The organism is Pseudomonas sp. NPDC087612, assembly GCF_044743505.1.
Classification (GTDB): Bacteria; Pseudomonadota; Gammaproteobacteria; order Pseudomonadales; family Pseudomonadaceae; genus Aquipseudomonas.
Genome location: NZ_JBIUWO010000001.1, coordinates 434,610 through 451,996 on the forward strand (window position 1 = coordinate 434,610; position 17,387 = coordinate 451,996).

General features: G+C 64.7%; 17 protein-coding genes. 11 read left to right on the forward strand and 6 right to left on the reverse strand.

Features of this window, described 5'->3' with window-relative positions:
* Window positions 1–4 precede the first annotated feature (4 nt).
* Both imuA and lexA read right to left on the reverse strand, forming a co-directional pair.
* Window positions 5–622, reverse strand: coding sequence for a translesion DNA synthesis-associated protein ImuA (imuA, locus tag ACIOVF_RS01805; protein ID WP_093381566.1), 618 nt, complete (start codon window positions 620–622; stop codon window positions 5–7).
* Window positions 622–1,239 carry a transcriptional repressor LexA gene (lexA, locus tag ACIOVF_RS01810; RefSeq protein WP_401286996.1) on the reverse strand — a complete coding sequence of 206 codons (618 nt, stop codon included), beginning with the start codon at window positions 1,237–1,239 and terminating at the stop codon, window positions 622–624. The genes imuA and lexA overlap by 1 nt, the downstream gene beginning before the upstream one ends.
* Window positions 1,240–1,316: 77 nt before the next feature.
* Between lexA and ACIOVF_RS01815 the strand changes: the two genes are divergently transcribed.
* The 4 genes from ACIOVF_RS01815 (at window position 1,317) to ACIOVF_RS01830 (ending at window position 5,789) form a co-directional block, all read left to right on the forward strand.
* Window positions 1,317–1,973: an HAD family hydrolase gene (locus ACIOVF_RS01815; protein WP_401286999.1), complete on the forward strand. Its 657-nt coding sequence runs from the start codon at window positions 1,317–1,319 to the stop codon at window positions 1,971–1,973.
* A gap of 185 nt (window positions 1,974–2,158) precedes the next feature.
* A complete protein-coding gene (locus tag ACIOVF_RS01820; RefSeq protein ID WP_401287002.1) occupies window positions 2,159–2,878 on the forward strand; it encodes a DUF899 domain-containing protein in 720 nt (239 codons plus the stop codon).
* A 101-nt stretch (window positions 2,879–2,979) separates the two neighbouring features.
* Window positions 2,980–4,596: a hypothetical protein gene (locus ACIOVF_RS01825; protein WP_401287005.1), complete on the forward strand. Its 1,617-nt coding sequence runs from the start codon at window positions 2,980–2,982 to the stop codon at window positions 4,594–4,596.
* Window positions 4,597–4,871: 275 nt separating this feature from the next.
* Window positions 4,872–5,789 (forward strand): bestrophin family protein, encoded by a 918-nt coding sequence (locus ACIOVF_RS01830; RefSeq protein ID WP_401287008.1) that lies wholly within the window; start codon window positions 4,872–4,874, stop codon window positions 5,787–5,789.
* On the opposite strand, the gene ACIOVF_RS01835 is transcribed toward ACIOVF_RS01830, so the two are convergent.
* The gene (locus ACIOVF_RS01835) at window positions 5,770–6,762 is read right to left on the reverse strand and encodes a bile acid:sodium symporter family protein (RefSeq protein WP_401287011.1); all 993 of its coding nucleotides are present in this window, start codon (window positions 6,760–6,762) and stop codon (window positions 5,770–5,772) included. The two genes, ACIOVF_RS01830 and ACIOVF_RS01835, sit on opposite strands and share 20 nt — an antisense overlap.
* Before the next feature lie 79 nt (window positions 6,763–6,841).
* Here ACIOVF_RS01835 and ACIOVF_RS01840 point away from each other — a divergent pair, with 79 nt between their 5' ends.
* From ACIOVF_RS01840 to ACIOVF_RS01860, 5 genes are all read left to right on the forward strand, one after another.
* Window positions 6,842–7,654: a helix-turn-helix domain-containing protein gene (locus tag ACIOVF_RS01840; RefSeq protein WP_045194099.1), complete on the forward strand. Its 813-nt coding sequence runs from the start codon at window positions 6,842–6,844 to the stop codon at window positions 7,652–7,654.
* 81 nt (window positions 7,655–7,735) lie between these two features.
* Window positions 7,736–8,131, forward strand: a complete 396-nt coding sequence (locus ACIOVF_RS01845) for a hypothetical protein (protein WP_258607202.1) — start codon at window positions 7,736–7,738, stop codon at window positions 8,129–8,131.
* A 5-nt stretch (window positions 8,132–8,136) separates the two neighbouring features.
* Entirely contained in the window at window positions 8,137–10,797 is a 2,661-nt protein-coding gene (locus ACIOVF_RS01850) for a DUF4132 domain-containing protein (RefSeq protein ID WP_401287014.1), read from the forward strand.
* A 29-nt stretch (window positions 10,798–10,826) separates the two neighbouring features.
* Window positions 10,827–11,252 (forward strand): hypothetical protein, encoded by a 426-nt coding sequence (locus ACIOVF_RS01855; protein WP_052676464.1) that lies wholly within the window; start codon window positions 10,827–10,829, stop codon window positions 11,250–11,252.
* A complete protein-coding gene (locus tag ACIOVF_RS01860) occupies window positions 11,249–12,298 on the forward strand; it encodes an NAD(P)/FAD-dependent oxidoreductase (protein WP_401287017.1) in 1,050 nt (349 codons plus the stop codon). The genes ACIOVF_RS01855 and ACIOVF_RS01860 overlap by 4 nt, the downstream gene beginning before the upstream one ends.
* Here the strand turns inward: ACIOVF_RS01860 and ACIOVF_RS01865 are convergent.
* Entirely contained in the window at window positions 12,288–13,163 is an 876-nt protein-coding gene (locus ACIOVF_RS01865; RefSeq protein ID WP_401287020.1) for a LysR family transcriptional regulator, read from the reverse strand. The two genes, ACIOVF_RS01860 and ACIOVF_RS01865, sit on opposite strands and share 11 nt — an antisense overlap.
* Before the next feature lie 131 nt (window positions 13,164–13,294).
* Between ACIOVF_RS01865 and ampC the strand changes: the two genes are divergently transcribed.
* A complete protein-coding gene (gene ampC, locus ACIOVF_RS01870; RefSeq protein ID WP_401287023.1) occupies window positions 13,295–14,449 on the forward strand; it encodes a class C beta-lactamase in 1,155 nt (384 codons plus the stop codon).
* A 195-nt stretch (window positions 14,450–14,644) separates the two neighbouring features.
* On the opposite strand, the gene ACIOVF_RS01875 is transcribed toward ampC, so the two are convergent.
* Window positions 14,645–15,268 (reverse strand): glutathione S-transferase family protein, encoded by a 624-nt coding sequence (locus ACIOVF_RS01875; RefSeq protein WP_401287025.1) that lies wholly within the window; start codon window positions 15,266–15,268, stop codon window positions 14,645–14,647.
* A gap of 3 nt (window positions 15,269–15,271) precedes the next feature.
* Window positions 15,272–16,063: a helix-turn-helix transcriptional regulator gene (locus tag ACIOVF_RS01880; RefSeq protein WP_045194106.1), complete on the reverse strand. Its 792-nt coding sequence runs from the start codon at window positions 16,061–16,063 to the stop codon at window positions 15,272–15,274.
* 166 nt (window positions 16,064–16,229) lie between these two features.
* Between ACIOVF_RS01880 and ACIOVF_RS01885 the strand changes: the two genes are divergently transcribed.
* Window positions 16,230–17,324 (forward strand): P1 family peptidase, encoded by a 1,095-nt coding sequence (locus ACIOVF_RS01885; RefSeq protein WP_045194107.1) that lies wholly within the window; start codon window positions 16,230–16,232, stop codon window positions 17,322–17,324.
* The last annotated feature ends 63 nt before the right edge of the window (window positions 17,325–17,387 follow it).

The window sequence follows — 17,387 nt, forward strand, 5'->3', positions numbered from 1 at the left end:
TCCATCAGCCTCGCCCGGGGCAGGCAATGGGCGTGGCCGGAGCCAGGCCGCCGCGGCACTTGAGCACCCGCCACTGGGCCGGCTGGGCATCGACGGCAATGCGCAGCGCCGCCGGTGACGGGTTGAGCGCAGCCTGTTGCGGGCGACAGGCAAAGGCCAGGGTCTGGCCGCTTTCGGCGGCGACCTGCAAGCGGCGCAAGGCGCGATCATCGGCCTTGTGTGGCCAGCACAGCACGGCGCCGCAACTGCCCGAGCGCAAACACTGCTCGGCGGCCCAGAGTACTTCGCCGGCAGTGGCCTGGACCACTGCCAGCCACTGCAGGTCGACCCCGGCCGCCTGCCAGGCCGGTGGGTAGGGAATGAACGGCGGCGCAATCAGCACCACCCGCTCGCCAGCCTGGGTCAGGCGCGCCAGGCTCGGCCACAACAATTGCAGCTCGCCACAGCCTTCGGCCGCCAGCAGCAGCTCGGTCAGCGCCCCGGGCGGCCAGCCGCCACCGGGCAGTGCCGCATCCAGAGCGGCATGACCGCTGGGCTGCAGGCCCTGGGGCAAGGCCTGCGGGCGGCCCTTCCAGAGCCGTTGCTGGTCGAGCAGGCCGTCGAGGCTGACCACCGCGCCCATCAGCCGCGCCTCACCAGGCCGCAGAACACCCCTTCGATGACGAAGTCGTGCTCCGGGCCGACCTCAATGGGGGCATACGCCGGGTTGCGCGGCAGCAGCCGGTAATGCCCGCCGACGCGTTCGAAGCGCTTGATGGTCACCTCGCCGTCCAGGCGCGCGACGATGATCTGCCCGTCACGGGCCTCGGCCTGCTGCTTGATGCCGACCAGGTCGCCGTCGAGGATGCCGGCGTCGATCATCGAGTCGCCGCGCACCTTGAGCAGGTAGTCCGGGGAGCGGCTGAACAGGTGTGAATCGAGCATCAGTTGTTCGTGGATATCCACGTCCGGGCCGATCGGCCGGCCGGCGGCGACCTGGCCGAGCACCGGGATCTCCAGCACCTCGGGGCGGCGCAAGGCGCCAGCCAGGCGGATGCCACGGGCCTGGTTGGGGGTGACCTCGATGAAACCCGCCTCGGTCAGCGCCTGAATGTGCTTGCGCGCGACACTGCGCGAGGCAAAACCGAAGGCCGTGGCGATGTCGGCCAGGCTTGGCGGCTGGGCCTGATCGGCGATGCGCTGGCGAATGAAATCGAGAATAGCGCGGCGTTTGGGCGATAGTTTATTCATGGAGTACATTTGTACTCTTTTCCTACGCATCTGACCAGCCCCGCTGATCCGGTTATCATGGCCGGCCACCGCAGCGGAAGCCGACCATGCTTGATGCCCTGTTGTTCGACCTCGACGGTACCCTGACCGATACCGACAAACTCCACCTGCTGGCCATGCAACAGCTGTTGCTCGAAGAAGGCCGGGTGTTCACCGAAGCCGAGTTCGATGCCCACGTCAGCGGCCGGGCCAATGCCGACCTGTGCCGTTACCTGTTCCCCGACCGCCCGGTGAGCGAGCACCAGCTGTTCGCCGAGCGCAAGGAGGCGCGCTTTCGCGCCCTGTCGCCCACCTTGCAGCCCACCGCCGGCCTGCTGCGTTTGCTCGAACATGCCGAACGCCAGCGCATCGATGTTGCCGTGGTCACCAACGCGCCACGGGCCAACGCCGTGCACATGCTCGCCGCCATGGGTCTGGAGCAACGCTTCGAGCATGTGCTGGTGGCCGAAGAACTGGCCCGGGCCAAGCCCGACCCGCTGCCCTACCTCACCGGCCTTGAACGCCTGCAGGCGCGGGCGGCGCATGCGCTGGCGTTCGAGGATTCGCTGCCGGGAGTGAAGGCGGCCAGCGGCGCGGGGATCTTTACCGTCGGATTGTCGACCAGCCAGCGGCCTGAAGCCTTGCTGGAAGCCGGTGCGCAGTTGGTGGTGAAGGATTTCGACGATGAGCGCTTGTGGGCGTTGATCGGGCGGATGTCCGGCTGAAGACTGCGGCGCGCCCATCGCTGGCAAGGCCAGCTCCCACAGGGTTGCGGGGTATGCAGGATCTCTGTGGGAACCGGCCTTGCCGGCGATGAATTCACCACCGTTCATCGCCCCTGCCCTCATACCTGTCGAATCTCCCGGCCGACAATCGACCATGAGTACATTCCCCCAGCGGAGCCGTACCCATGGACAACCATCAAAACCCCCAGGTGGTCTCGCGCAGCGAATGGCTCAGCGCCCGCCGCCAGTTGTTGCTGCATGAAAAGGCCCTGACCCACCAGCGCGACGAACTGAGCAAGGCCCGCCGCGCCCTGCCCTGGGTGCGGGTCGACCAGGACTACCGCTTCGAAGGCGCCGAAGGTCGCCTGAGCCTTGGCGACCTGTTCGCCGGCCGCAGCCAGTTGCTGGTCTATCACTTCATGTTCGGCGAAGGCTGGGATGAAGGCTGCCCGGGCTGTTCGTTCCTGGCCGATCATTTCGACGGCGCCAACCTGCACCTGGCCCACCACGATGTGTCGCTGGTGGCGGTGTCGCGCGCACCCTATGCCCAGTTCCAGGCCTTCAAGCAACGCATGGGCTGGAAGTTTCCCTGGGTCTCGTCCCACGCCAGCAGCTTCAACCAGGACTTCGGCGTCGGCGCCAAGGGCAGTGATCAGTACAACTATGAGCCGTATTCGGGTGAAGAAACCGAGCTGCCGGGCCTCAGCGTGTTCTACCGCTATGCCGATGGCACGCTGTTCCACACCTATTCCAGCTACGCCCGCGGCCTGGACATTCTGGTCGGTACCTACAACTTTCTCGACCTGATGCCCAAAGGCCGCAACGAGGAAGGCACCATGGACTGGGTGCGCCACCATGACCGTTATGAAGGTGCCGTCCAACCTCCCCACTGCTGCCATGAATAGCCGCGCTACCTAGTATTTTTGCCAGTAGCCAGTACGCCCTGGCGGTGCTCGAATGCACCGAGGCCTGTCGACCGACAGGCACCACCCCGGAGGCAGGGCGTATGGAACTGTTCATCGACCACACCGATTTCGAATCCGACATTGATCCCTGGAATAGTTGGCAGAAAGGGCCCAATGGCAGCATGTTGACGATCAAGACAGAGCAAGAAAATCACTTTGCCGGATTTGAAAACTTCCAGGGCACCCTCAATGGGCGCATCCTCAACAAAACGCTCGAGGGGCTGACACCCGCAACGCACTACACAATTTCCATGCGCGTCAGACGCCAGAAAGACACGTCGATGACGCCCAGCCTGTGGTTCGAATTGGACGGTAATGAACTGGAGGGGCGAATTGCGGTAGTCGACAAGCAATGGCAAACCCTTCGCTGGACTTTTCAAGCCACCAGCATCACGCAACACCTGGAGTTGCTAGGCCGTGACGGCACAGCACAAACAGGTGGGGATATCAGCTTTGACGATATCCGCATTCACCCCACCACCATCACGGAAAACTTCGACGATCAGACCAGTCAACTGATCGACCCCGGGCAAAGCATTCAACTGCCGACCATGACCATTACCCTGCTCGAAGGCCCTGCTGGCATCAAGGCCGGTGTCGAGCGCTACGCCTTTCCAGAGGCCGGTCTACTGGAGGGCGAAGCGATTGTCCTGCAACGCGGCCAGAGCAACCCACCTTCAGCGCAACGGCTGTGCATCGACCCCATTGTACCGTGCGATAAAATCAAGTTCGCCTGGACCTGGAGGCAACGCCCGGGCGAAGTCGAGTTCTACGATGAGCAAAGCCAGCTGCTTGAAACATTGAGCTTTGACGGGGAGCCCAAACACCATTGGGTGGAGTATCAAGCGCCAGCCAATCGCCCGATCGCCTCGCTGGTGATTACCTCGCGCGACCACGCCTTCCTCGATTTTTTCACCTTGTCTCAACTACCCGACGAGGCCGCAACAACACTCAACACTGTGTACATCGATCACACCGATTTCGAACCCGGCAATGACCCATGGAATGCTTGGCAGAAAGGCCCTAATGGCCAGGCGCTGGCGCTGACCTCCGATGGCAGCAACCACTGGGCGTACTTCGAAGGCTTTGCGGGCAACCTGCTGGGCAGGGTGATGCGCAAGGAACTGGCAGGCCTGACACCCGGCACCGACTATCGCCTGTCGATGCGGGTAAAACGCAACGGCAACAGCTCCAAGACCCCTCACCTGTCATTTGAGCTCGATGGCACCCGACTCGAAGGCGAGTTTGCCGTCACCGCGCCTGAATGGCAGACCTTGCGTTGGCAGTTCCGCGCCCAGGAGCACTCCCACACCCTCGAGCTGATCGGGCGTGACGATACCGGCAACGGCAGTGATAACGGTGCTGATTTCAGCTTCGATGATATCCGTATTCAGCCCGCCATCGTTCACGAGGATTTCAATGGCCACCCGCAAACAATCATAACGGCCGGCCAACATATCGACCTGAGCACCTTGCGTGTGACGCTTTTGCCCGGTTCCACAGGAGAAGCCGCCATTCAAAAACATACCGGCGAAGTGCCCGGCCTGCAGGAAAAGGAAGGCTTGGCAATATGCCGCAACCAGGGTATTCAGCAACCACAAGTACTACGATTTGACTTGGTCGGTATCTATGCATCCTTGAAGTTTGCCTGGACCTAGCATGACCACCCTGGCCAAGTCGCGTTCTTCAACGCCAAAGGCGAATTGCTTGAACGACGTGACGTCCAGCCACCCGCTGGCCGCCACTTGTGGATAGAGTTCACTGCCCCGACAGACAACCCAGTTGCCAGCCTCGAAGTCAAAAGCCAGGACTTTGCCTACCTGGACTTCTTCACCTTCACCAGCGCTTGACCCCATCAGACTGTATCCCGGTCCGGCTTTGCCCTACAGTAACGCGCGTCAATACTCGCGTTACTGTACAGGGCCTGCCTTGCATGATCATCCAGCCACAAAAACCCTCCATCCGCGTCCTGCTGTTTTCGCTCAAGGGCTCGATCATCCCGGCGATCTGGCGCAAGGTGCTGTACACCGTGCTGATCAGCTCGGCAGTGGTAGCCACCCATGGCACCCTGTTCGAGTACAAGGTCATCCTCACCGCCACGCCCTTTACCCTCTGGGGCCTGACCCTGGCGATTTTCCTCGGCTTTCGCAACACCGTGGCCTACCAGCGCTTCTGGGAAGCGCGCACGCTGTGGGGCGAGCTGCTGATCGTCAGCCGCAACCTGACCCGCCAGAGCCTGAGCCTGCTGCCGAGCCTCGACGCCAACCAGCGCCGCGCCCTGCTCGACCCCTTGATTGCTTTCGCCTATGTGTTGCGTGACCAGTTGCGCGGCACCCCGGCCTGCGCCGACCGCCAGCGCCTGCTCGACACCCCGACGCGCACTGCCCTGGCCAACAGCGATGCGCCTGCCAGCCGCCTGCTCGGCCTGCTCGGCCAGCGCTTCATGGCCCAGGCCCGCGATGCCGGCGCCGGCGAGGTGATCCAGGCCAACCTCGACCAGCAGCTCAACCGGCTGTCGTACGTGCTGGGCGGTTGCGAGCGGATCAAAAACACGCCCATCCCCTACCCCTACATCCTCATGCTGCACCGCATCGTCCACGTCTACTGCTTCCTGCTGCCGTTCTGCCTGGTCGACAGCATCGGCTGGTTCACGCCGTTTGCCGTGTGCGTGCTGGCCTATACCTTCTTCGGCCTGGATGCCCTGGGTGACCAGATCGCCGACCCGTTCGACACCCAGCCCAACGACCTGGCCCTGGATGCCATGTGCCGCAACCTGGAAATCGCCGTGCGCGAGCTGGCCGATGAGGCGGCGCCGGCACCACTGCAACCGGTCAAAGGGGTTCTGTTGTAAGCGAGGGTTCTTCAGTACGCGCGGCATAACGCTGGGCCAGTACCGCGCAAACCATCAGCTGGATCTGGTGGAACAGCATCAGCGGCAGGATCATTGCACCGATACCGCCGCCGACGAACAGCACCTGGGCCATCGGCACGCCGGTGGCCATACTCTTTTTCGAGCCGGCAAACAAAATGGTGATGCGGTCTTCGAGGCTGAAGCCCAGCCAGCGCCCCAGCGCGCCGGTCAGCCACAGCACCAGCGCCAGCAGCAGGCAGCAGACCAGCGCCAGGCCCAGCAGGCGCGACGCAGGTACTGCATGCCACAGGCCGCTGACCACCGCATCGCTGAAGGCGGTATAAACCACCAGCAGGATCGAACCCTGGTCGACGCTCTTCAACCAGCGGGCATTGCGCGCCACCCAGGCGCCGATCCAGCGCCGCGCCAGTTGCCCGGCCACGAACGGCACCAGCAGTTGCAAAACGATCTTCAGCACGGCATCGAGGCTCGAGCCGCTGTCACCCTCGACGCCCATCAGCAGCACCACCAGCAACGGCGTCAAGACGATGCCGAGCAAACTCGACGCCGCCGCGCTGCAGATCGCCGCCGGTACGTTGCCACGGGCCAGCGAGGTAAAGGCGATGGCCGACTGCACCGTGGCCGGCAAGGCGCACAGGTACAGCACGCCCAGGTACAGCTCATCGCCCACCAGCGGCAGCAACAGCGGCTTGAGCAGCATGCCCAGTAGCGGGAACATCACGAAGGTGCAGGCAAACACCAGCAGGTGCAGGCGCCAGTGCCCGGCACCGGCGGCGACCGCCTCGCGCGACAACTTGGCGCCATGCAAAAAGAACAGCAGGCCGATGGCCAGGTTGGTCAACCAGCCGAACAGCACAGCGCCACTGCCTTCGCAGGGCAGCAGCGTGGCAATGAGGATGACCCCGAGCAGCGCCAGGGTGAAATTGTCGAACAGCATCCGCAGGTACTTCATGGCCGCTCCCGGCTTGTTATTGTGGCGCCGCAGACGTTAAGGTCTTTGCCCGATCTTGACTAACGCCAGCGCCCCGCCAGTGTCGCCAAAAGGACAACCGCCCGCCTTCACCCCGCAGTCACTGGAGCAGCTGACGGCACTGCCGCGCCCGGTGTATGGCCATGTGCAGGCGCTGCCCAACGTGGTGCTCGGCTACCGCCATAGCCATCCGTGGGGGCAGTTGTCCTATGCCATTCGCGGCGTGCTGGAGGTGCACACCGACCAGGGTTTCTACCTGGTGCCGCCGCAGCGCGCAGTGTGGCTGCCGGCGCACGTGCCGCACCGGGTCAGTTGCGCCGACGACACCTGCCTGCGCAGCCTGTACCTGGAGCAAGCACCGGCAAGCTGGCGCGAGCCGCAATGCCGGGTAGTCGCGGTCAAGCCGCTGTTGCGCGAGCTGATCCGCAGCTTCAGCGAACTGCCGGTGGAATACGACAGCGAGGGCCCCGACGGGCGCCTGGTGCAGGTGCTGCTCGACCAGCTGAACAATGCCGAAGAGCAGCAACTGATGCTGCCGCTGCCACTGGACCCTGACCTGCGCGCCCTGTGCAGCCACCTGCAGGCACAACCCGATTCGCCGACCGGGCTGGCCGACTGGGCGCGGCAAGCCGGCGTGTCGGAGAAAACCCTGAGCCGGCGTTTTCAACGCGAAACCGGCCTGAGCTTTCGCCTCTGGCGCCAGCGCATGCGCCTGCTTTGCGCCCTGCCGGCCCTTGAGCGCGGCGAGCGGGTCACCGACGTGGCCCTGGCCTGCGGCTACGAATCGCTGTCGGCGTTTATCGCCGCCTTCGGCAGGCAGTTCGGCCTGCCGCCGGGGGAGTTCTTTCGCGCACGCAACGGCAGTGATGGTTGAGCGCCTGCACGTCGAAATCCGCCGACCAGCCTGATACTCTTGCGCCCATTCGTTTTGCCTCTTGCCAGAAAAGGAGTTCCCATGGCAACGCTCACCGTCCGCGACGAGTCGGTTTCGGGAGAAGTCTTCGACGATTTCGCCCTGCACTTTGCCACCGACACCATCACCGTGCGCCAGCTGATCCGCGAACGGGTCCATCAGGAAGTCCTGCAGCGCAGCACTGAAACCGGCCACAGTCGGCGCCAGCGCCTGGTCAGCCCCGAACCGCTGGAAGCTGCGCTCAATGGCGAGCCTGTCGTCGAGCGCCAGACCATCGACTGGCGCAAGCAGGTCGACATCGCCTGTGAGGCCTTCGAGCGCAATGGCTTTTTCATCCTGCTCGACGAGCGTCAGGCCGAAAGCCTCGACGAAGTCCTGACCATCCGCCACGACAGCGTGGTCAATTTCATCAAACTGACCCCGCTGGTAGGAGGCTGAACCTCATGGCACTGGAACAACTTCAGGCGTTTCGCCACGACCGCGCGCAAACCGAACTGGGCCCGGTCGAGCACATCGGCCCGGACGGCTACCCGCTGCTGGCCGGCTCCGAACTGCGCCACGAGCATGCGCTGATCGGCGAACTGCTGCCGCTGCTGCAAAAAATTCACGGCCGCCCCGACGCCATGGTCTTCGCCCTGGGCAAATTGCCGGCGGTGATGGCCCTGAGCCCTGACCCGGCGCTGCGCACGCGCCTGGTGCTGGCGCTGATCGAACGGGTGGTGGCCTACAACGGTGAGCTGAGCACCGCCAGTGCCGGCCATGCCTTCTCGCACATTTTCGACTACGGCGTACTGCCGGCGCTGATGACCTGGCTGATGGAAAACGGCGCCGACGTCGGCCAGCTGGCCGAGCCTGTGCTGCAGTGGTTCACCAGCTACCGCTTTGCCTATTACGGCACCCTGCCAACCCTGACGGTGACCGACTGGGTCATCGCGCAACACTTCAGCACAGTGCCAACCGACCTGCGTGACCTGCTGATCATGCTGCGCAGCCAGTGCGCCGACCTGGGCCACTACGGCAACTTCGGCGAACAACTGCTGGCCAAGCTCGACCCGCTGCTGGGCAGCGGCGCCTGGCAGGTGTTGGCGCCGTGCGAACACTGGACCCAACTGGCCCTGGAAGACCTCGAACAACTGAGCCCCGAGGTGCGCGAAGACTGGCTGGCGCTGTTGCGTCAGGCCGCTGCGGCAACTTCGGCGCGGCCCTCGGCGAAATGGTTGAAGAACGCCCAGGCGCTGTTGGCCAAGGTCGGTGAAGCACCGCTGCGGGCGGCACTGCTGCGCTGGTTTGCGCGGGTCGATGCCGGGCGCTGCGGCGCGCTGCTCAACGTCGGCTGGGAAAGCACCGATGACCGCGCACGCATGCACGATGGCAACGCCACGGTGCTGCGCGGCCTGTTGTGGATGTGCGCGCCGCTGGCCGACAGCGAACTGACCCGGGCCATCGCCCGCCTGGCCCTGAGCGCCTACCGCAAGGTGCGCGGCATCGGCCCACGGGCGCCCAAGGTCGGCAACGCGGCGGTGTTCGCGCTGTCGTCGATCCCAACCAGCGAAGCAGTCGGGCAACTGGCCCTGCTCAAAGTGCGGGTCAAGTTCGGCACCGCGCAGAAGGAAATCGAAAAAGCCTTCACCAGCGCCGCCCAAGCACTGCAACTGCCCCGTGACCAGATCGAAGAACTCGGCGTGCCGACCTACGGTCTGGAGCAGGTCGGCCTGCGCCGCGAAAGTTTTGATGACGGCGCCTTTGTCGCCGAGCTCAAGGTCGATGGCAAGGCCGCTACCCTGAGCTGGTTTCGCGCCGACGGCACGCCGCAAAAATCGGTGCCGGCCAAGGTCAAGGCCGACTACAAGGACGAGCTCAAGGAGCTGCAAGGCGCGCTCAAGGACATCGGCGCCATGCTGCCGGCCCAGGCCGAGCGCCTGGACAGCCTGTTCCTGCTGGAAAAGCACTGGCCGTACGATCAATGGCAGGAGCGTTACCTCGACCACCCGCTGATCGGCACCCTGGCGCGGCGGTTGATCTGGGTGATCAGCGACGGCGGCCAGCAGCACGCCGTGGTGTTCAACGAAGGCTGCCTGCAAACCCTGGACGGTAAAACCATCAGCCCTTCCAGCGCGGCGCAAGTGCGCCTCTGGCACCCGATCGGCCGCCCGCTGGAGGAGGTCCTGGCCTGGCGCGAGCGCATTGAAGCGCTGCAGATCACCCAGCCATTCAAGCAGGCCCACCGCGAGGTCTACCTGCTGACCGAAGCCGAGCGCAACACCGCCAGCTACTCCAACCGCTTCGCCGCGCACATTTTGCGCCAGCACCAGTTCCACGCCCTGGCCGCCGCCCGCGGCTGGCGCAACAAGCTGCGACTGATGGTCGATGACACCTACCCGCCGGCCAGCCGCGAGCTGCCGGCCTGGGGCTTGCGTGCCGAGTTCTGGATCGAGGGCGTGGGCGACGACTATGGCGTCGATACCAACGAAGCCGGCGCCTTCCTGCGCCTGAGCAGCGACCAGGTACGCTTCTACCCGATCGACGCCGCCCAGCGCAGCGCCCATGCCGGTGGCGGCGGTTATGCCTTGAACCGCTGGGATAACGCCGTGGACGCTGCGCCCTTGCCGCTGGACCAGGTGCCGCCGTTGGTGCTCAGCGAAGTGATGCGCGATGTCGACCTGTTTGTCGGCGTCGCCTCGCTGGCCAACGACCCGCTGTGGGCCGACGGCGGGCCGGACGGCCGCTACCGCGATTACTGGCACAACCACTCGTTCGGCGAGCTGGGCGCCACCGCGCAAACGCGCAAGCAATTGCTGGAAAAACTGCTGCCGCGCATGACCCGCCTCAAAGACAAATGGACCCTGCACGGGCGCTTCCTGGAGGTCACCGGCAAGCTGCGCAGCTACAAGATCCACCTGGGCTCGGGCAACATCCTGATGCTGCCCAACGATCAGTACCTGTGCATCGTCCCCGACGCCAAGGCGCGGCAGAAAAACACCCCGCAGTACCTGCCGTTCGAGGGCGACGCGCTGCTGTCGATCATCCTCTCCAAGGCCTTGCTGCTGATTGACGACGACAAGATCAGCGACCCGACCATTACCCGGCAGTTGGCTTTGAAGTGAACGTGAAAAAGGATTGCCCCGTGTCCGCCATGAGGCTGTTGCTGCTGAGTCTGTTGCTGGTCGGCACGGTTTGCGTAGCCGATGACGAGGACTATCCGGACCCGCTGTACGGCTTCGTGGTCGGGCCTTATGCACTGATCGGCAAAGCGCCGGACAACGGCGTCACGTATTCGGGCCGGGCCACGCTGCGCTATGCAGGCGGGCAACTGCAGCTGGCAACGACCATTGACGGCAAGACCCGCACCGCCATCGGCCAGGTCGAGGTCGCGGCCATTGCCAAGGCCAAGGTGCTGCGTTTCACTTGGCCCGGTCACCGTTCGACCTGCCTGATCCACGGCGACCTGGACAACTACGCGCGCCTGACCTGCTACTGGCAACGCGACGGCGTCGAGCACAAGGAGCCGGGCATGGAAAGCTACTTCCCGACCGCCACCTGGCCGGAGAATCGCCAATGACAGCCGAGGCCGAGCGCCCGCACGTGGTGGTCATCGGCGCCGGAATCGTCGGCGCCTCGATTGCCTACCACCTGAGCAAGCACACCCAGGTGACAGTGATCGACAAGGGCCAGCCGGGCCTGGGGGTCACCTCGCGAGCCTTTGGCTGGATCAACACCACGGCGCCGCAGCCTGGCGAATTCGCCGCCTTGCGCACTCTGGCGATTGGCGAGTATCACCGCCTGCAAGATGAGCTGGGCACGGCGCCGATCAACTGGAGCGGCGCACTGTCGTTCAGTGCAGCGCCCTCGCCCGCCGCTGGCGTCGAGCCGATCGACCCGGCTCGCGTGCGAAAGCTTGAGCCGCAGTTCAAAGCGCCACTGCAACAGGCGCTGTTTGCACCGCAGGAAGGCTCAATCGACCCGCTGGCGATGACCCGTTTGCTGCTGGAACGCGCCCAGGCCAACGGCGCCAGGGTGCTGAGCGACACGCAGGTGCTGGCGATTGAATGCCGGGACGGCGCCGTCGCCGCGCTTGTCAGCGCAGAGGGACGGATCAGTTGCGAGCGCCTGGTCGTAGCGGCAGGCACCGCGTGCAAGGCCTTGCTGCAGCCCTTGGGCATCAGCTTGCCACTGCATCCGTCGCCGTCGATCCTGATCCGCCTGCGGGCGCAACAGCGGCTGGTGCACACCCTGATCGCCAGCAGCGAACTGGAAATCCGCCAACCGACGCCGGAGCTGATCCTGGCCGCCGAAGACTACCTCGACGCCGACGGCGAAGACGGTCCCGAGGGCATTGCCCAGCGGGCGCGCACTACCATCCGCAACAGTTTGCACGGCGGCCAGGGCCTTGAGCTAATCAGTACCGAGGTTGGCTGGCGACCCATGCCGGATGATCGCATCCCCATTATCGGTGCCTTGCCAACTGTCAGCGGCCTGTACCTGGCGGTGATGCACTCGGGCGTGACCCTGGCGGCCGTGGTCGGCCGACTGGTGGCGCAAGAGCTGATCGACAGCCGACTGGCGCCCGAGCTGCAAGGCTGCCGGCCTTCGCGTTTCAGCCTGTAGCTGCCTTCAACAGCCAGGCTTTGAACGCCGCCATCGCCGGGCTTTCGGCCTTGGACTGCAGGCGCGTCAGCCAGTAGCTGCCGGTACTGATGCCCAGGGCAAATGGCTGGCGAATGGCATCGCTGGCCAGCAGGCGTTCGAACATAAGCGGTGGCGCCAGGGCCACACCGGCGCCTTGCAGGGCGGCGTCCATCATCCCCAGCGACGAATCGAAGACCATGGTCCGCGACGGCTGTACCGCGCCCGGCAGGCCAGCGGCCTGGAACCATTCGGACCACTCATCGCTGCGGTAGGAACGCAGCAGGGTGTGTTGCAGCAGGTCGGCCGGGCTGTGCAACTGCACGGCAATCGACGGCACGCACAACACCGACAGCGGCGCCTCCAGCAACGGCTGGGCATCGATGCCATGCCAGGCGCCGCTGCCAAAGCGGATGGCGTAGTCCAGGCCTTCGGCGGCGATATCGACGCGGTTGTTGTTGGTCGACAGGCGCAAATCGATAAACGGGTGCAGGGCCTGGAACTCGGGCAGGCGTGGCAGCAGCCAGCCGAGCGCAAAGGTGCCCACCGCGCCGACGGTGAGTACTTCGCGGTAGTGGCCGCCATCGAAGCAGTCGAGGGTCTGGGCGATGCGGTCGAAGCATTCGCGCAACACCGGCAGCAAGGTTTCGCCTTCACGGGTGAGCATCAGCCCGCGCGGCAGGCGCTTGAACAGGGCGACCTTGAGCTGGGCCTCGAGGCTCTTGACCTGATGGCTGACCGCCGCCTGGGTCACGCACAACTCGATGGCCGCGCGGGTAAAGCTCAAATGCCGGGCCGAGGCCTCGAAGGCACGCAGGGCATTCAGGGGCAGGTGTGGTCGGATCATGCAGACTCCCAAATTTTTCTAATGGCTGCTGCGAAATATCATCGTTTGTGCAACCTGGGCAAAGCGCCTAGATTGGCGCTCCCTGCTGCAGCCAGGCTCACAACAGTCCACTTAAGGAAAGGTTGCCGATCATGCACCAAAAAACCAACCTCAAGCCAGGGATTCTGGCTGCCTTTACCCTTTGTCTGGTTGCCGGGCAAAGCCTTGCGCAGACGCCGCTGGAGTCAACGGTGAGCGCCGCCGTGCGCCCGCTGATGCAGCAACAGGCAATCCCCGGCATGGCCGTGGCTATCAGCGTCGATGGCCAGCAGCACTACTTTAACTACGGAGTGGCCTCGAAACAGAGCGGCCAGCCAGTCAATGCCGACACCCTGTTCGAGATCGGCTCGGTGAGCAAAACCTTCACCGCTACCCTTGCAGGCTTTGCCCAGGCCAGTGGCAAGCTGAGCCTTGGCGATACGGCCAGCAAGCACTGGCCCGCACTCAAAGGCACCGCGTTCGATGGCATCACCCTGCTCAACCTTGGTACTTACAGCGCGGGCGGCCTGCCCTTGCAGTTCCCTGACGCGGTCAAGGGCGAAGCCGACCTGGCCGGCTACTACGGCCACTGGAAAGCCGACTACGCGCCGGGCACTCAGCGCTTGTATTCCAACCCCAGCCTGGGCCTGTTCGGCTACCTCACGGCGAAAAGCCTGGGAACGCCGTTCGCCCAGTTGATGGAACAACAGCTGCTGCCGCAACTGGGCCTGCAGCACAGCTACCTGCAAGTGCCTGGCGCGCAGATGGGCAACTATGCCCAGGGATACAACAAGCAGGACCAAGCGGTGCGCGTCGGCCCCGGGCCGCTGGATGGCGAGGCCTATGGATTGAAAGTGACCGCCGTGGACCTGCTCCACTACCTGGACCTGAACATGCAGCCGCAAAGCCTGAGCAAACCGCTGCAACGGGCCATCGCCACCACCCAGACCGGCTATTACCAGGTCGGTGCCATGACCCAGGGCCTGGGTTGGGAGCAGTATGCCTACCCGGTCAGCCTTGAGCAGTTGCAGGCCGGCAATGCGCCGTCGATGGTGCTGGAGCCGCAACCTGTGAGCTGGCTGAAACCGGCGCGGCCGCTGCCAGCCGACACCTTCTTGAACAAGACCGGCTCGACCGATGGTTTTGGTGCCTACGTGGCGTTCGTGCCATCAAAACGCATCGCCATTGTGTTGCTGGCGAACAAGAACTACCCGATTGCCGAGCGGGTGAAGGTGGCGCATCAGATCCTCACGGCTCTGGCCAAGTAGAATCGCGGGGCAAGTCGAGGCGTCGCCCCGCCGCTCCACAGTGGATTTGTGTACGCCGGACCTGTGGGAGCTGGCTTGCCAGCGATGAAGCCGGTGCAGGCAGCACACACAGTGTTGCCTGAATTGCGACCGCTGCGCGCTCGATCGCCGGCAAGTCCGGCTCCCACAGGTCCTACGCAGTGCTTAAAGTTGGCCTCACGGCAACCCGTTGCGCCCATGCAAGCGATAGCCTTCACGCTCGTTCAGGCGCTCATAGTAAGCCTCGACCGCCGGCAACGCCGGGCGCTCCATGGGGGTCTGCAGCCAGCGGTTGACCGACAGGCCGATGGCGATGTCCGCCAGGGCAAAGTCCTGGCCACTGACATAGGCCCCGGTACGTTCCAGCTGACGTTCGAGGATGGTCATGTGCTTCGCCCAGTTGCGGCAACCCGCCGCCAGCGCTTGCGGGTCCTGGTGGGTCGGTGCCTTGCGCACCAACGAGACAAAGGCGTAGCTCCACGAACCGTTGAGGTCGGTGGCCTGCCAATCCAGCCATTGATCAACCCGCGCCCGCGCCTTCGGTTCGGCCGGGTACAACGCCAGGCCGCCATACTGGGCGGCGAGGTAGCGGATGATGCTGTTGGACTCCCACAAGACAAAATCGCCGTCGACGATCACCGGCACCATGGCGTTGGGGTTCAGCGCCAGGAACGCCTCATCTTCGGTCGAGCGAAAGCCCGAGCCCCAATCCTCGCGTTCGAACGGCAACTGCAATTCGGCGCAGGTCCACAGCACCTTGCGCACGTTGATCGATGAAGCCTTGCCGAGTATCCGTAGCATCATTCACTCCTGATGGTCATGTTGTCCCAGGTGTTGCAAAAACAGGCTGAACAGCTCCGATTGGGACGAGACCCCAAGCTTGCTGTAGAGGTTGCGCCGGTGCACCTTGACCGTCTCCTGGGAGATGTCCAGGCGCTTGGCGATGGCCTTGCTGGAGTTGCCGCGCAGCACCAGGCGGGCGGTTTCCAGCTCACGCGCCGACAGCGTGTCGCTGCCAAAATGCTCCAGCGCCCGCTCGACCGGGGTCGAATGCTCGGCAACCTGCCGGGGATGCTGCTGGTGCCAGTGCTGGCGCATCAAGGCCAGCAGCCACGGCGCCAGCAGGCTCAGCTGGCCTATGGCCGCGGTGTTGTAACGCTGGTTGGCGCCCAGCGAGATGGCCAGGACCTTGCCCGCATCGAGGTTGAGGATCAGTTGCAGCTCGTCCTCGCCGACCAGGGCACGAAAGTAGTTGTTGAAGTAGTCGCTCTTGCGAAACTCGTCCGGGGCGACCTCTTCCATGCGGTACACGCCATCGGCAAGGCCGTCGCGCATGGCCTGGATGAACGGGTCGAGCAGGTACAGGCCGCCCAGGTACAGGGGTGCTGCCGCCGGCGCATCGCGAAAGCCGCGGTCGAATTCCTCCAGCACCTGCGGCGCGCCCTCGCGCTCCACCAGCAAGGCCAGGGCGGTGTCGCACGGCAGCAGTTGATCGAGCAGCACGATCAGTTGATGCCAGAACCCCGGCTTGCCCAGCTGGTCGATGACCCGGGCCAGGCCATGGTGGTGGGCAGCGGCTTCGAATAGCAGGTTCACCGGTAACTCCTAGGGGGTAACGATTGGGGGGAATCGCCAGCGGCAGGTCGGGCTCCTAGACTCTGCACACCGGCACGCAGTATTGCCGTTGCTCAAGCACTTGTCATGCGCTGCGAACAACGGCCCTTGCGCGCCCCTCGAACCTTCCAACAGGAGCTGTGAATCAATGCGTGTACGTGATCTGGGCATTCGTATCGGCGTCGGCACCCCTGGCGCGTTCAACGCCATTACCGACGTGCCGGGCGTGCGTGTCGGCCATCACACCGTGCAGCGCGGCAGCGGCGACCACGCGGTCAATACCGGCGTCACGGTGATCGAACCACGAGCCCAGGCCGCCAGCCTGCAGCCGTGTTTTGCCGGTGTGCACGTGCTCAACGGCAACGGCGATGCCACCGGCCTTGAGTGGATTCGCGAAGCCGGCCTGCTGACCACGCCGATTGCCTACACCAACACCCACAGCGTCGGCGTGGTCCGCGATGCGCTGGTGGCGGCCGAGCGCGAGATGGCCAAGGCCCGCACCTACTGGTGCATGCCGACGGTACTGGAAACCTACGACGGCGTGCTCAACGACATCTGGGGCCAGCACGTAACGGCCGAGCATGTCCACGCCGCACTGGCCGCGGCGCAATCGGGGCCGGTGGCCGAAGGGTGCGTCGGCGGCGGTACCGGGATGATCTGCCACGAGTTCAAGGGCGGTATCGGTACCTCGTCGCGGGTCCTGGACCGCGCGGCCGGCGGCTGGACCGTCGGCGTCCTGGTGCAGGCCAACTATGGCGTACGCGGCGCCCTGCGGGTGGCCGGCTACCCAGTCGGCCAGGTGCTGGGCGAGGTGCATTCGCCGTTCAGCGCGCCGCGCAATGTCGGCGAGCCGGGCATGGGCTCGATTGTCATCACCCTGGCCACCGACGCCCCGCTGCTGCCGCACCAATGCACGCGCCTGGCGCAACGGGCCAGCGTCGGCCTGGCACGGGTCGGCGGCGGCACCGAGGACTCCAGTGGCGACATCTTCATCGCCTTCTCTACCGGCAACAGCCTGCCGGCAGCCAACTTCGGCCACCCCGGCGCGCCGACCAGCACAGTTGAGATGGTCAACAACGACCATATCTCGGCGTTGTTCAGCGCAGCGGCGGACGCCGTCGAGGAAGCCATCGTCAATGCCCTGCTGGCTGCCACCGACCTCGAGGCCCATGGCAGCAAGGTCCTGGCGCTGCGCCCCGAGCGTTTGCTTGAGGCCCTGCAGGCGGTCGGCTGGAAGGCCTGACAGCGAAAGGCACTCGTTGCTGCGACAATTTGTCGGTATGGTGGTGTTCTGAAGATGGACGTT

Bases quoted from the DNA above. Each gene is read 5' to 3' on its own strand.
- imuA (WP_093381566.1), bottom strand. From the start codon at position 622: ATGGGCGCGGTGGTCAGCCTCGACGGCCTGCTCGACCAGCAACGGCTC.
- lexA (WP_401286996.1), bottom strand. From the start codon at position 1,239: ATGTACTCCATGAATAAACTATCGCCCAAACGCCGCGCTATTCTCGAT.
- ACIOVF_RS01815 (WP_401286999.1), top strand. From the start codon at position 1,317: ATGCTTGATGCCCTGTTGTTCGACCTCGACGGTACCCTGACCGATACC.
- ACIOVF_RS01820 (WP_401287002.1), top strand. From the start codon at position 2,159: ATGGACAACCATCAAAACCCCCAGGTGGTCTCGCGCAGCGAATGGCTC.
- ACIOVF_RS01825 (WP_401287005.1), top strand. From the start codon at position 2,980: ATGGAACTGTTCATCGACCACACCGATTTCGAATCCGACATTGATCCC.
- ACIOVF_RS01830 (WP_401287008.1), top strand. From the start codon at position 4,872: ATGATCATCCAGCCACAAAAACCCTCCATCCGCGTCCTGCTGTTTTCG.
- ACIOVF_RS01835 (WP_401287011.1), bottom strand. From the start codon at position 6,762: ATGAAGTACCTGCGGATGCTGTTCGACAATTTCACCCTGGCGCTGCTC.
- ACIOVF_RS01845 (WP_258607202.1), top strand. From the start codon at position 7,736: ATGGCAACGCTCACCGTCCGCGACGAGTCGGTTTCGGGAGAAGTCTTC.
- ACIOVF_RS01850 (WP_401287014.1), top strand. From the start codon at position 8,137: ATGGCACTGGAACAACTTCAGGCGTTTCGCCACGACCGCGCGCAAACC.
- ACIOVF_RS01855 (WP_052676464.1), top strand. From the start codon at position 10,827: ATGAGGCTGTTGCTGCTGAGTCTGTTGCTGGTCGGCACGGTTTGCGTA.
- ACIOVF_RS01860 (WP_401287017.1), top strand. From the start codon at position 11,249: ATGACAGCCGAGGCCGAGCGCCCGCACGTGGTGGTCATCGGCGCCGGA.
- ACIOVF_RS01865 (WP_401287020.1), bottom strand. From the start codon at position 13,163: ATGATCCGACCACACCTGCCCCTGAATGCCCTGCGTGCCTTCGAGGCC.
- ampC (WP_401287023.1), top strand. From the start codon at position 13,295: ATGCACCAAAAAACCAACCTCAAGCCAGGGATTCTGGCTGCCTTTACC.
- ACIOVF_RS01875 (WP_401287025.1), bottom strand. From the start codon at position 15,268: ATGCTACGGATACTCGGCAAGGCTTCATCGATCAACGTGCGCAAGGTG.
- ACIOVF_RS01885 (WP_045194107.1), top strand. From the start codon at position 16,230: ATGCGTGTACGTGATCTGGGCATTCGTATCGGCGTCGGCACCCCTGGC.